The following is a 12,444-nucleotide window of genomic DNA, read 5'->3' on the forward strand; positions in this document are numbered from 1 at the left end:
TTCATCTCAACCGAGGCGCGCATTCTACGCTTTCCTCACTGCCTGTCAAGCGTTTATTTTGAAGTTTATTTCGAGAAACTCGTTCAACTTCAAACACTTGACTCGCTTCGATCTCTCGTAGCGGGAGGCGAATTCTACAGCGTTTCAACACGCTGTCAACCTTCTTCTCAACCGCTGCCGATCTGTTCGATCGCAGCCCTTACAGCACCACCCGAACTAGCTAACCCATTGAATCTCAAGGAGTTTCGCGTTCCGATGTCGCTGGAAGTGGGGCGCATTATAAGGGGATTCGAAACCGCGTCAACCATTAATTTCAGAAATCGTGAGATAAGTGCCTGTCACCTTCCAATGCCACTTCAAGCCGCCCTCCCCTTGCTGCGGTTCACGCGCGCAAGCGAACGCGCAACAGCCGGTATCCTCAGCACCATCAACAACATCCCAATAAAGGCATAGACAGCCCACTCCCGCAGGTCAGAGCGTACGATCCACAAAAATGCAGCAGCCCCAGGCCCAGTACTGCGTAGACCAGCCTATGCAGCTTCTTCCACCGCGCGCCCAGGCGGCGCTGGCTGTAGCGATTGGACGTGACCGCCAACACCAGCAAACCCAGCAAACCAAGGGCACCCACGATGATGTACGGTCGCTTGCGCAGTTCTACCGTGAACTGCCCCCAGTCCAACCCCAGGATGAAGAACAGGTACGCCAGCACATGCAACACGATGTAGGCAAACACCCACAGCCCGAGCTGACGTCGCACCACGATCCAGCCCGGCCAACCAGTAACCCGCTGCAATGGCGTCATGCACAGGCTGATTAACAGAAACACCAAGGCGCCCAACCCCAACCGGTCCATCAACACCTTGCCCGGATCAGGGCCCAACAGGCTGGCCGATGCCTCATACAGCCACCAGGCCGGAAATACGCAGCCTGCCATGAATATACCTAGACGAAACCAGGGATATCTCATCAGTAGTTCTTCCGCAGATCCAGCCCGTCATACAGCGACGCCACCTCATCGGCATAGCCGTTGAACATCTGTGTCTCTCGCACATTGGGACTGAACAGCCCGCTAGGCAACCTGCGTTCACGAGCCTGGCTCCAGCGCGGGTGGTCGACGGTCGGGTTCACGTTGGCATAGAAGCCATACTCATCCGGAGCCAACCCCTGCCAAGTGGTTTTCGGTTGCTCTGCCACCAGGCTGATGCGCACGATCGACTTGATGCTTTTGAAGCCATACTTCCAGGGCACGACCAACCTGAGCGGGGCCCCGCTCTGGTTCGGCAGCTCCCGGCCATACATACCGACTGCCAGGATGGCCAGCGGATGCATCGCCTCGTCCAGGCGCAACCCCTCTTCATAAGGCCAATCGATCAGTGCGAAGCCAGAACGCTGGCCAGGCATGCTCTTGGGATCCTCGAGGGTTTCGAAACGGACGTAACGGGCCTTGGAGGTGGGTTCGACCTGCTTGAGCACGTGCGCCAATGGGAAGCCCAGCCACGGAATGACCATCGACCACGCTTCCACGCAGCGAAGTCGATAGACACGCTCTTCGAGTTGGTAGGGTTTGACGAAGTCCTCCAGTGCATAGCGACCGGGTTTACCCACTTCCCCATCAATGACAACGCTCCAGGGTTCGGTCTTAAGGCTGCCTGCGTTCGCAGCCGGGTCGCCCTTGTCGGGCCCGAACTCATAGAAGTTGTTGTAGTGGGTGGCATCCTTGAAGGGGGTCACGGCTTCGTTTTGGACCGTCACCGCCTGCCAACGGGTACCGGGCAGCTTTTCGGCAAACCAGGCAGGCGCCTTGCCAGCCTGTACGTCAGGGTAGCGAGACGGCTCCCCGGCCAGAACGTTGCCCGGCAACGTACCCAGTGCCAAACCCGCGAGCGAGCCACCCATCAGGGTGCGGCGTGAGAGATAGAGGCCTTCAGGGGTGATCTCCGACGCCTTGCATTCGCCTGACCTGGGAAGCTTGATAAGCATGAGCGGCTCCATAGCACTGGGTAACGGATGTACCAGTAAGACTATGGAACCGGAGGGTTATTCCACAATTAAGGGATTGTCACCCTTTGCGACGACGCGAGCGCAGCAGGAACTGGATAGGGCCGGAAGCCGCATAGGCCAGGAAGGCCAGCAGCAGAATGCGCGGAGGATCGCTGAAGACCACTGCGAACACCAGCACCACGGCAAGGATCGCCACGAAAGGCACGCGCCCCTTGAGGTCAAGTTCCTTGAAGCTGTTGTACTTGATGTTGCTGACCATCAGCATGCCCGCAGCCGCCACCAACAGCGCCACCAGGAACGAGAGCTTCGAGCCCTGGATGCCATAGTCGCTGAACGCCCATACCGTACCGGCCACCACGCCGGCTGCAGCCGGGCTGGCCAGGCCGATGAAGTAGCGTTTGTCGGCGGTGCCCACCTGTGTATTGAAACGCGCCAGACGAAGCGCAGCACCGGCCACATAAATGAAGGCCACCATCCAGCCGACCTTGCCCATGTCACCCAGCGCCCAGCCAAAGGCCAGCAGCGCGGGGGCCACGCCGAAGGCGACCATGTCCGACAGCGAATCGTACTCGGCGCCGAAGGCGCTCTGGGTATTGGTCATGCGCGCTACCCGGCCATCGAGGCCATCGAGTACCATGGCCACGAAGATGGCAATGGCAGCAAAGGCAAAATACTTGCTCGCTTCGCGCGGGTCGCCAGCGCTCAGGGCGCTCTGTGCGTTCATCGAACTGATGATGGAATAGAAACCAGCGAACAGGTTCGCGGTGGTGAACAGGTTGGGCAGCAGATAAATGCCGCGATGACGCACCTTGCGCCCTTCGTCGTCATGCCCCTCTTCAATGTGCTCATCGACAGGTAGCAGGCTTTCGGCGTCGGAGGGCTTGTTCGGCTCTTCGGGACGTTCGCTCATGGAGGGTACCTTGCAACAGGATGGAAAAAGTTCGACACGGGCCCGCTAAACAGGTTCTGACGGCGGGCCACTGGTCTGCTTTATACCAGAAGCTGGCTGCCAGAACGAAAAAACGCGGCCTAAGCCGCGTTTTTCATCGTTCGATAAACCTTAGTTCTTAGTCTTGTCGACGATCTTGTTGGCCGAGATCCACGGCATCATCGAACGCAGCTTCTCGCCGATGACTTCGATGCCGTGCGCGGCGTTGTTACGGCGCTTGGCGGTCATCGATGGGTAGTTGGTAGCACCTTCGGAGATGAACATCTTCGCGTACTCGCCGTCCTGGATACGCTTGAGTGCATTGCGCATGGCTTTACGGGATTCTTCGTTGATGACTTCTGGACCGGTCACGTACTCGCCGTATTCGGCGTTGTTGGAGATCGAGTAGTTCATGTTGGCGATACCGCCTTCGTACATGAGGTCAACGATCAGCTTCAGCTCGTGCAAGCACTCGAAGTAGGCCATTTCCGGGGCATAGCCGGCTTCGACCAGGGTCTCGAAACCAGCCTTGACCAGTTCGACGGTACCGCCACACAGCACGGCCTGCTCGCCGAACAGGTCGGTTTCGGTCTCGTCCTTGAAGGTGGTTTCGATGATGCCGGTACGGCCACCGCCTACACCCGAGGCGTAGGACAAGGCGACGTTCTTGGCGTTGCCCGAAGCATCCTGGTAGATGGCGATCAGGTCAGGGATACCGCCACCTTTGACGAACTCGGAGCGCACGGTGTGACCCGGGGCTTTCGGCGCGATCATGATCACGTCGAGGTCGGCACGTGGAACCACCTGGTTGTAGTGGATCGCGAAGCCATGGGAGAACGCCAGGGTAGCGCCCTTCTTGATGTTCGGTTCGATTTCCTGCTTGTACAGCTGGCCCTGGAATTCGTCCGGGGTCAGGATCATGACCAGGTCGGCAGCGGCGACTGCCGAAGCTACGTCGGTCACTTTCAGGCCGTGGGCTTCTGCCTTGGCAACGGTGGCCGAACCTTTACGCAGACCGATAGTGACATCCACACCGGAGTCTTTCAGGTTGCACGCCTGAGCGTGGCCCTGGGAGCCGTAGCCGATGATGGCGACTTTCTTACCCTGGATGATGGAAAGGTCGCAGTCTTTATCGTAGAAAACTTTCATGAAATACCCCTGGTTATATCCCGGCCCCAATGGAGCCATCGCTAATTTATTGTTGAATTCAGATGCTGAGCACTTTGTCGCCACGGGCAATGCCGGTAACGCCGCTGCGCACGGTTTCGAGAATCGATGCAGTGCCGATGGCCTGGATGAAGCTGTCCAGCTTGTCGCTGGTGCCGCTCAGCTGCACGGTGTACACGCTGGCAGTCACATCGACGATCTGGCCACGGAAGATATCCGTGGTGCGCTTGATCTCGGCACGCTGGGCACCGGTGGCCTTGACCTTGACCAGCATCAGCTCGCGTTCGATATGAGCGCTTTCCGACAGGTCGACAAGCTTGACCACTTCGACCAGCTTGTTCAGGTTCTTGGTGATCTGTTCGATCACTTCGTCATGGCCAACGGTGGTCAACGTCAGACGCGACAGGGTCGGGTCTTCGGTCGGCGCCACGGTCAGGCTTTCAATGTTGTAGTTGCGCTGGGAGAACAGGCCGACCACACGGGACAAGGCACCCGGTTCGTTTTCCAGCAGCAGGGAAATGATGTGCCGCATATCAGGTACGCTCCGTCTTGCTCAGCCACATGTCACGCATCGAGCCGTCCTTGATCTGCATCGGATAGACATGCTCGCTGCGGTCAACCGCGATGTCGATGAACACCAGGCGATCCTTCATCGCGAAGGCTTCTTCAAGCTTGGGCTTGAGGTCCTTCAGGCTGGTGATGCGGATGCCCACATGGCCATAGGCCTCGGCCAGCTTGATGAAGTCAGGCAGCGACTCGACATAAGAGTGCGAGTGACGGCCGTTGTAGGCCATGTCCTGCCACTGGCGAACCATGCCCAGCACACCGTTGTTCATGTTGACGATCTTGACCGGCAGGCCGTACTGCATGCAGGTCGACAGCTCCTGGATGTTCATCTGGATGCTGCCTTCGCCGGTTACACAAGCAACGTCCTGATCCGGGAAATTGAGCTTGATGCCCATCGCTGCCGGGAAGCCGAAGCCCATCGTGCCCAGGCCACCGGAGTTGATCCAGCGGTTGGGTTTGTTGAAGCGGTAGTACTGGGCAGCGAACATCTGGTGCTGGCCCACGTCCGAGGTCACGAAGGCATCGCCGTTGGTGACTTCGCACAGCGTCTCGATGACTTTCTGCGGCTTGATGACATTGCCGTCGCCCTTGTCATAAGGGAACAGTTCGCCATTGCCACGCCATTCATCGATCTGCTTCCACCAGGCATCGAGCGACGCCTTCTCAGGCTGCTCGCCGATTTCCTTGAGAATGCCGATCATCTCGGACAACACGCTGTCCACTGGGCCAACGATCGGTACGTCGGCCTTGATCATCTTGGAGATCGAAGCCGGGTCGATGTCGATATGGATGATCTTGGCGTTCGGGCAGAACTTGGCCGGGCCGTTGACCACACGGTCGTCGAAACGCGCACCGACGGCGAAGATGACATCGGCGTTGTGCATGGCCATGTTGGCAGCGAAGCTGCCATGCATACCCAGCATGCCAAGGAACTGGCGATCGGTACCCGGGAAGCAGCCCAACCCCATCAGGGTATTGGTGACCGGCAGGTTCAGCGACTTGGCGATCTCGGTCAGGGATTCGGACCCACCACCCAGGATCACGCCGCCGCCGGCGTAGACGATCGGGCGCTTGGCAGCCAGCAACATTTCTGCTGCCTTGCGAATCTGCCCGGAATGCCCGCGTACGGCCGGGCTGTAAGAGCGCAGCTTGACCTTCTTGGGGTACACGTACTCGAATTTTTCGGCCGGGTTGGTCATGTCCTTGGGGATATCGACCACTACCGGACCTGGGCGGCCGGATTGCGCCAGGTAGAACGCTTTTTTCAGGATTTCCGGAATCTCGGTCGGGTTCTTGATCATGAAGCTGTGCTTCACGATAGGCCGGGAGATACCGATCATGTCGGTTTCCTGGAAGGCATCGGTACCTACCATGGTGCTAGGCACCTGGCCGGACAGGATGACCATCGGAATGGAGTCCATGTAGGCAGTGGCAATGCCCGTGATGGCATTGGTCGCACCCGGGCCGGACGTGACCAGCACCACGCCGGCCTTGCCGGTAGCGCGGGCGTAGCCGTCAGCCATGTGGGTCGCCGCCTGTTCGTGGCGAACCAGGATGTGCTCGACTTCCGGTTCCTTGAACAGCGCGTCGTATACGTGCAGGAGAGCACCACCAGGGTACCCGTAGATGTGCTTAACGCCTTCGTCACGCAAGAAGCGGACGACCATCTCAGCGCCAGATAAAAGCTCCACGTTGTTCACCTCTAAAACGCCAGAATACCGCCCCAACAGGCGGGTCTTAATAGGTTTACTGCCAAGCAGAGCATGAGCGAACGTCAGCACTGACTGAGCAAGTATTGGGAGCTCCCCAGAGTGTTGCGGGGGTTTCCCACCCAGCGCGAGGTAACGCGTTGCGGGGTGTAACAGGTCGGCGCGGGTGTGCGCCTCATGATCTGCTTAGCGGGTCTGCTTCTGGCAGTCCCACTACAGCGGAAGTTGGATTCTTGTGATTTGGCGGCGACAAGTCAAGAAAAATTATTGCCAATTTTCAGCCAAGATGAATTCCTGGCACCACTAAAAATCACTAAAGCAGCAGAAAAATTAAGATTTCTATAAAAAAGGGCCACAATCTGCGGCCCTTGAAGGAAAATTGGAATAAATCAGGCGGTCGAGGCGATCAATTGGTCGAATGCTGCCAACAGCCGGCGCAGCTCCCGGCTCTGCTCCGGCCGGTTCACGAACACGGTTTCAGCCATGGTGAGGATCCCCGACGCGTTGGGCAATGGGTGACCCAACTCGATGATGATCTTCATGCGCGGCAGAAAAATCCACTGCAGCCACTGCTCGAAACGCAGGGTGTCGACCGCGAAGGGCACCGTGCTCTCCAGTGCATCGTCCTCAGGCGCCTCGTCGTCCCACCAACCTTGCACCTGCAACTCACGCTCGATCAGCATCAGGTGGTCGGCGATGGCCAGTACCCGCGGCTGCACCGTCACGAGCTCACCCGTGCTTTTTGCCGTGCCTGCGCTGCCCCGGCACTGTCGCCTTGCTTCTCACGCGCCTGGGCGATCGTGTTCCACAACTCGGCCTGAAGACTCGGACGCCCATTGGCATAGGTCAGCGCACGACGCGCCAACTGCTCGGCCTGCGGGGCGTCACCCTGGGACAGCCTGACCTGCGCCAACCGGTAGAGTACCTGCGGCTCCCGCGGCGCGATCCGCTGGGCCCGCTCTAGGCTCGAGGCAGCGCCGTTAAAATCGCCGCTGCCCTGCTGCGTCTGGGCGGTGGTCAGCAGTGCCAGCACCGGCCCATCGAGCTGTTCGTCAGCAGACAACCCGCCGCCAGCGCCGCTACGCGGAATACCGGTTGGCGCGGTGCTGGCCTTGGGGGCCGACGCGCTGTTCATCGACGCAATATCGAAAGGCTCGTCGGCAATGGGGTTAGGGTCAGTGGTGATCGGTTGGGCGTTGACCGGCTCGGTAGTGATCGGCGTCGTGCTGATAGGCGCCGCGCCATTGCCGGCAGGGAACGTCTGGATGCCGGACGCCCCGGCCCCCTGGGGAATCATCACCGTGACGCCGGAGTCTTCCGGCAGGGTCTGCGCCTGGGGCGTGCCAGCATTGATGCCAGGGGCCTGGCGCTTGGCCGTGACGCGCTCGCTGTTGGACACGCGGGTACTGGAGTCGACCACCGGTATATTGCCGCGAGGCACGCTGGAGCACCCCTGGAGCACCACCAGCGCCGTCACGGCAGGAAACAGCCACTTGTTCACGTCACACCTCTTCAATGCAGCCTGTGCTTAATTCATCCAGCCCTTGACCCAGTCCATGACCGACTCAGCTGGATTCTGCTCGCCGCCACAGGTCGCGCCGGCAGGCGGTTCACTCCCGCGAATATACGGCATCTGCACGGCGCCCGGACAGCTGCTGTCAGACCCCTGGCCGCTGTAGGGATCAATCCAGGCCTGCACCACGTTGTCGGGCTGGGGCATGTCGAGCGGCAGTGGGTCGGCTTTTTTCATGAAGCTGGTCCACACCTGCAGCGCGCCGGTAGCGCCGGTGAAGGGCGTTTTACCGTTGTCGTCGCGCCCCATCCAGACCACCGCCAGCAGGTCCTGGCTGAAGCCTGAGAACCAGCTGTCACGCGAATCGTTGCTGGTACCGGTCTTGCCCGCCAGGGTGAGGGTACGCGGCAAGGTGTTGTACACCGAGCGCCCGGTGCCTTCCCGCATGACCCGCTGCATGGCGTTCTGCACCAGGTAGATGGCCGCAGGGTCGAATGTCTGCTGGATCTGGAACGGATAGCGCTTGAGCGGCTCGCCTTCGGCCGTCAGTACGCTGCGAATACCGCGCATCGGCGTGTTGAAGCCACCGTTGGCCAGGGTCTGGTACATGGTCGCGACCTGCATCGGCGACATCCCGCCTGCACCCAGCAACATCGATGGGAACGCCGGCCAGTCCACGTCCACACCCAGTCGCCCAATGGTCTTGATCACGTTCGGCACACCCACTTCCAGGCCAAGCTTGGCGGTGGACAGGTTGTACGAATGCGCCAGCCCCTGGTACAGGTAGATGGTGCCGTGCGAACGCCTGTCGTAGTTTTGCGGGCGCCACACCTGTCCGTTGGCAGCCTTGACCGAGAACGGTTCGTCCTGCACCCAGCTGGTCAGGGTGTACTTGCTCGGCTGCTCGAGGGCCGTCAGGTACACCGCCGGTTTGACCAGAGAACCAATCGGGCGCACGGCATCGATGGCGCGGTTGAAGCCGGCAAAGCCCGACTGGCGGCTGCCGATCAGGGCCTGCACCTCGCCGGTTTCAGGGTTGGTCACGACCATCGCCGATTCCACCTCGTCGGCGCCCTTGCGCCCGGCCAGGCGCTTGAACGTCTCGTTCATCGAGGTTTCGGCTTTCATCTGCAGGATCGGGTCGAAGCTGGTGAAAATTCGCAGCCCCTCTTCGGTCAAGTCTTCGTCGCGGTAGTCCTGGCGCAGCTGGCGCTTGACCAGGTCCAGGAAGGCCGGGAACGAGCTGTCGGCCAAGCTGCCGCGCTTGGTGACGCCCAGGGGCATCTTCTTCGCCGCATCCACTTCGGCCTGGCTGGCCACGCCCTGCTCGGCGACCAGGTCCAGTACCAGGTTACGCCTGGCCAACGCACGTTCCGGGTAACGGCGCGGGTTGTAGTAAGACGGGCCCTTGACCATGCCGACCAACAATGCGATCTGGTGCAGCTTGAGCTCGGACAACGGCTGGCTGAAGAAGAACTGGCTGGCCAGGCCGAAACCATGCACGGCACGCTGGCCGTCCTGGCCGACGAACACCTCGTTGAGGTAGGCCTCCAGGATCTCGCGCTTGTCGTAATGCAGTTCTAGCAAGACCGCCATCATCGCCTCGGTCAGCTTGCGGCTCAGGCTGCGCTCACTGGTGAGGTAGAAGTTCTTGACCAGTTGCTGGGTCAGGGTACTGCCGCCCTGGCGCATCGATCCGGACGAGGTATTGACCCACATGGCCCGGGCGATGGATTTAGGGGATACGCCCATGTGACTGTAGAAATCACGGTCTTCGGTGGCCACAAGGGTTTCGAGCAGGTACTTGGGCACCTGGTCGATCTTGATCAGGATGCGATCCTCGAGGTTCTTGGGGTAGATGCCGCCGATCATCAGCGGCTCGAGCCGGACCACATCCAAGGCCTTGCCATTGGCGCCCGCAAGCCCTGCCACGTAATCACCGGAAAACCGTACACGCACGAACTGGGCAGGTTCCATGCCCTCATAGAACTGGAAGCCACGGGTATTGAGGTCCACCGTGTTGCCGTTCACCGCTGCCGCGCCTGGCCCGTTGGCGGCACTTTCACGGCGATAACCCAGCGCGTCGAGTTCGGTGAGGAAGTCATCCTTGCTCAGTTTCTGGCCGGCGAACAGCTCCAGCGGCCTGGCATACACCTTGGCAGGGATGGTCCAGCGCTTGCCGGAAAACTTTTCCTGCACGACGGCATCGAGGTAGACCGCGAAGCCGGCGATGATCACCAAGCCGACCAGGCTGAGCTTCAAAGCCCAGCCCAGCCAGGCACGGGAGCGGCCGGTCGGGCGTTTTTTAGGGGTACGGGAATTTCGAGATCGAGTCATGGCGGCGGATTATACGCACTTTACTGAGGCTGGGCAGGCGGCCCGGCGGTAGGCAGGGACGGCACCATTGACCATAATGGCCGATTCGAATTCCCTGCCCCCGGAAGGATTTCCCGTGAGCCAAGCCCTCATCACTGCGTTGCAGAACCCTGCCCTGTACCCCCACCCCGTGGATGGGTTCCACCTTATCGAGACGCATATCTCCTGGGTATTGCTCACGGGTGAGTATGCCTACAAGATCAAGAAGCCGATGAACTTCGGCTTCCTCGACTTCACCCACCTGGATCAGCGCCAGCACTTCTGCAACGAAGAACTGCGCCTGAATCAGCGCCTGACCGATGGTCTGTACCTGGAGGTGCTGCCGATCACCGGCAGCGCCGACGCCCCGCAGATCGGTGGAGAGGGCCAGGCAATCGAATTCGCCTTGAAAATGCGCCAGTTCCCACAGGGACAGATGCTCTCCACGCTCCAGGCCAACGGTGAGCTGACCGCTGCCCACGTCGACCAGATGGCCCGCCAGATCGCCGAGTTCCACCTGCAGGCGCCTCGCGTGCCCGTGGAGCACCCGCTGGGTACGCCCGAGAGCGTGATGGCACCGGTGGAACAGAACTTCGAACAGATCCGTCCGTTTCTGAGCGACAAGGCCGACCTGCAACAGCTCGACGCCCTGCAAGCCTGGGCGCGCAGCAGTTTCGACCGTTTGCATGGGCTCCTCGAACGCCGCAAGGCCGAAGGTTTCATTCGCGAATGCCACGGTGACATTCACCTGGGCAATGCCACGCTGATTGATGGCCAGGTGGTAATCTTCGATTGCATCGAGTTCAATGAGCCCTTCCGCCTGACCGACGTCTATGCCGACACCGCCTTCCTGGCCATGGACCTGGAGGACCGCGGGCTCAAGTGCCTGGCTCGGCGTTTCATCAGCCAGTACCTGGAACTGACCGGGGACTATGAAGGGCTGGAATTGCTCAATTTCTACAAGGCCTACCGCGCACTGGTGCGTGCCAAGGTCGCGCTGTTCAGCATGCCTGCCGACGCCGATGGCGTACAGAAGGCCACGACCCTGCGCACCTACCGCAACTACGCCAATCTCGCAGAAAGCTACAGCGCCATCCCTTCACGCCTGCTGGCCATTACCCATGGGGTTTCGGCTGTCGGCAAGAGCCACGTAGCCATGCGCCTGGTCGAAGCGCTGGGCGCCGTGCGCGTGCGCTCGGATGTGGAACGCAAACGTCTGTTCGGCGAGCAGGCGCAAGACGCGACAGGCCAGTTGAGCGCAGGCATCTACGACCAAGAGGCCAGTGCTGCCACTTACCAACGCCTTCATCAGATTGCGGCTACCGTGCTGCGGGCAGGCTTGCCGGTGGTGCTCGACGCCACCTACCTCAAGCATGCACAGCGCCAGGCTGCCGCCGACGTCGCCAGCCAGACTGGCGTACCGTTCCTGATCCTCGACTGCCATGCCCCGGATGCCGTGATCAGCAGCTGGTTGCAGCAACGCCAGGCGCAGAGCCAGGACCCGTCGGACGCCACCCTGGAAGTCGTCCAGGCCCAGCAGGCAAGCCGTGAGCCGTTGGCTGCCGAGGAAGTCGCGTTGAGCACGCCGGTAGATACCCAGGCGAGCAGCAGCATGGACCATGTCATCGAGCAAATCCGTCAGCGCCTGCCCGGGCTCTGATGCCTGACACGGGAAGACGCCATTTCAAGCAACGCGCCTTCGACCTGCGGCCTTGTTAAAAGGCCGCGCACTTGTACTGCCCCGCTACACTTGGTCTAGCGGCATCCGCTCTTTCCTCAACCATCGCAAGGAGGCGTAATGAGCGAGGATCTTTACTGCCTGAAAAACCTTGGCAAGACTTCAGTCCAGTGGCTGAAGGCTGCCGGAGTGCAAAGCTCGTCGGATTTGCGGCGGCTTGGCGCAGTCCAGGCCTACCTGGCGGTGAAGGCTCGCGGCTTTCGCGCTACCAAGGTCCTGCTGTTCGCCATCGAGGGCGCCCTGCTGGATGTGAACTGGAGAGCGCTGCCGCATGCGCGCAAGGCGGCACTGCTCGAGCAACTGGAATCCGCGACTCAGCGCGAGGCAAAAAATAAAGTGCAATAAGCTATTGACCCATGAATGAGAATCGTTATGATTATCACAACTGGTCGCGAGACTGGTTGGATAACCTCAGAGCCCTTGGTTCGGACTCTCAGATTATCTCCTCATCAGGCTAATCACGGTT

10 protein-coding genes and 2 pseudogenes are annotated in these 12,444 nt (G+C 60.3%); 3 read left to right on the forward strand and 9 right to left on the reverse strand.

Annotated elements, in window-relative coordinates:
* A pseudogene (locus tag ACF8R3_RS21615) lies at positions 1-453 on the forward strand (hypothetical protein); the annotation flags it as partial.
* Here the strand turns inward: ACF8R3_RS21615 and msrQ are convergent.
* From msrQ to mrcB, 9 genes and pseudogenes are all read right to left on the reverse strand, one after another.
* Positions 357-967: pseudogene (msrQ, locus tag ACF8R3_RS21620) on the reverse strand (protein-methionine-sulfoxide reductase heme-binding subunit MsrQ). The pseudogenes ACF8R3_RS21615 and msrQ overlap by 97 nt on opposite strands.
* Positions 967-1,980, reverse strand: coding sequence for a protein-methionine-sulfoxide reductase catalytic subunit MsrP (gene msrP, locus ACF8R3_RS21625; protein ID WP_392516118.1), 1,014 nt, complete (start codon positions 1,978-1,980; stop codon positions 967-969). The pseudogene msrQ and the gene msrP overlap by 1 nt, the downstream one beginning before the upstream one ends.
* A gap of 79 nt (positions 1,981-2,059) precedes the next feature.
* On the reverse strand, positions 2,060-2,911 hold the full coding sequence (gene pssA, locus ACF8R3_RS21630; protein ID WP_023533151.1) for a CDP-diacylglycerol--serine O-phosphatidyltransferase: 852 nt from the start codon (positions 2,909-2,911) through the stop codon (positions 2,060-2,062).
* A gap of 150 nt (positions 2,912-3,061) precedes the next feature.
* The gene (gene ilvC / locus ACF8R3_RS21635; protein WP_058604733.1) at positions 3,062-4,078 is read right to left on the reverse strand and encodes a ketol-acid reductoisomerase; all 1,017 of its coding nucleotides are present in this window, start codon (positions 4,076-4,078) and stop codon (positions 3,062-3,064) included.
* A 58-nt stretch (positions 4,079-4,136) separates the two neighbouring features.
* Positions 4,137-4,628 carry an acetolactate synthase small subunit gene (ilvN, locus tag ACF8R3_RS21640; protein WP_003250040.1) on the reverse strand — a complete coding sequence of 164 codons (492 nt, stop codon included), beginning with the start codon at positions 4,626-4,628 and terminating at the stop codon, positions 4,137-4,139.
* Position 4,629: 1 nt separating this feature from the next.
* A complete protein-coding gene (locus tag ACF8R3_RS21645) occupies positions 4,630-6,354 on the reverse strand; it encodes an acetolactate synthase 3 large subunit (protein ID WP_392516119.1) in 1,725 nt (574 codons plus the stop codon).
* Between the two features lie 407 nt (positions 6,355-6,761).
* Complete coding sequence (locus ACF8R3_RS21650; protein WP_392475800.1) at positions 6,762-7,091, reverse strand: YqcC family protein; 330 nt, start codon at positions 7,089-7,091, stop codon at positions 6,762-6,764.
* Between the two features lie 2 nt (positions 7,092-7,093).
* The gene (locus ACF8R3_RS21655) at positions 7,094-7,873 is read right to left on the reverse strand and encodes a tetratricopeptide repeat protein (protein ID WP_392516120.1); all 780 of its coding nucleotides are present in this window, start codon (positions 7,871-7,873) and stop codon (positions 7,094-7,096) included.
* A 27-nt stretch (positions 7,874-7,900) separates the two neighbouring features.
* The gene (gene mrcB / locus ACF8R3_RS21660; RefSeq protein ID WP_392516121.1) at positions 7,901-10,222 is read right to left on the reverse strand and encodes a penicillin-binding protein 1B; all 2,322 of its coding nucleotides are present in this window, start codon (positions 10,220-10,222) and stop codon (positions 7,901-7,903) included.
* A 115-nt stretch (positions 10,223-10,337) separates the two neighbouring features.
* Here mrcB and ACF8R3_RS21665 point away from each other — a divergent pair, with 115 nt between their 5' ends.
* Positions 10,338-11,900, forward strand: coding sequence for a bifunctional aminoglycoside phosphotransferase/ATP-binding protein (locus ACF8R3_RS21665; protein WP_058639176.1), 1,563 nt, complete (start codon positions 10,338-10,340; stop codon positions 11,898-11,900).
* A gap of 138 nt (positions 11,901-12,038) precedes the next feature.
* On the forward strand, positions 12,039-12,323 hold the full coding sequence (locus tag ACF8R3_RS21670) for a TfoX/Sxy family protein (protein WP_392516122.1): 285 nt from the start codon (positions 12,039-12,041) through the stop codon (positions 12,321-12,323).
* Positions 12,324-12,444: the final 121 nt, after the last annotated feature.

It is taken from the genome of Pseudomonas sp. FYR_7, assembly GCF_043106155.1.
Classification (GTDB): domain Bacteria; phylum Pseudomonadota; class Gammaproteobacteria; order Pseudomonadales; family Pseudomonadaceae; genus Aquipseudomonas; species Aquipseudomonas parafulva_B.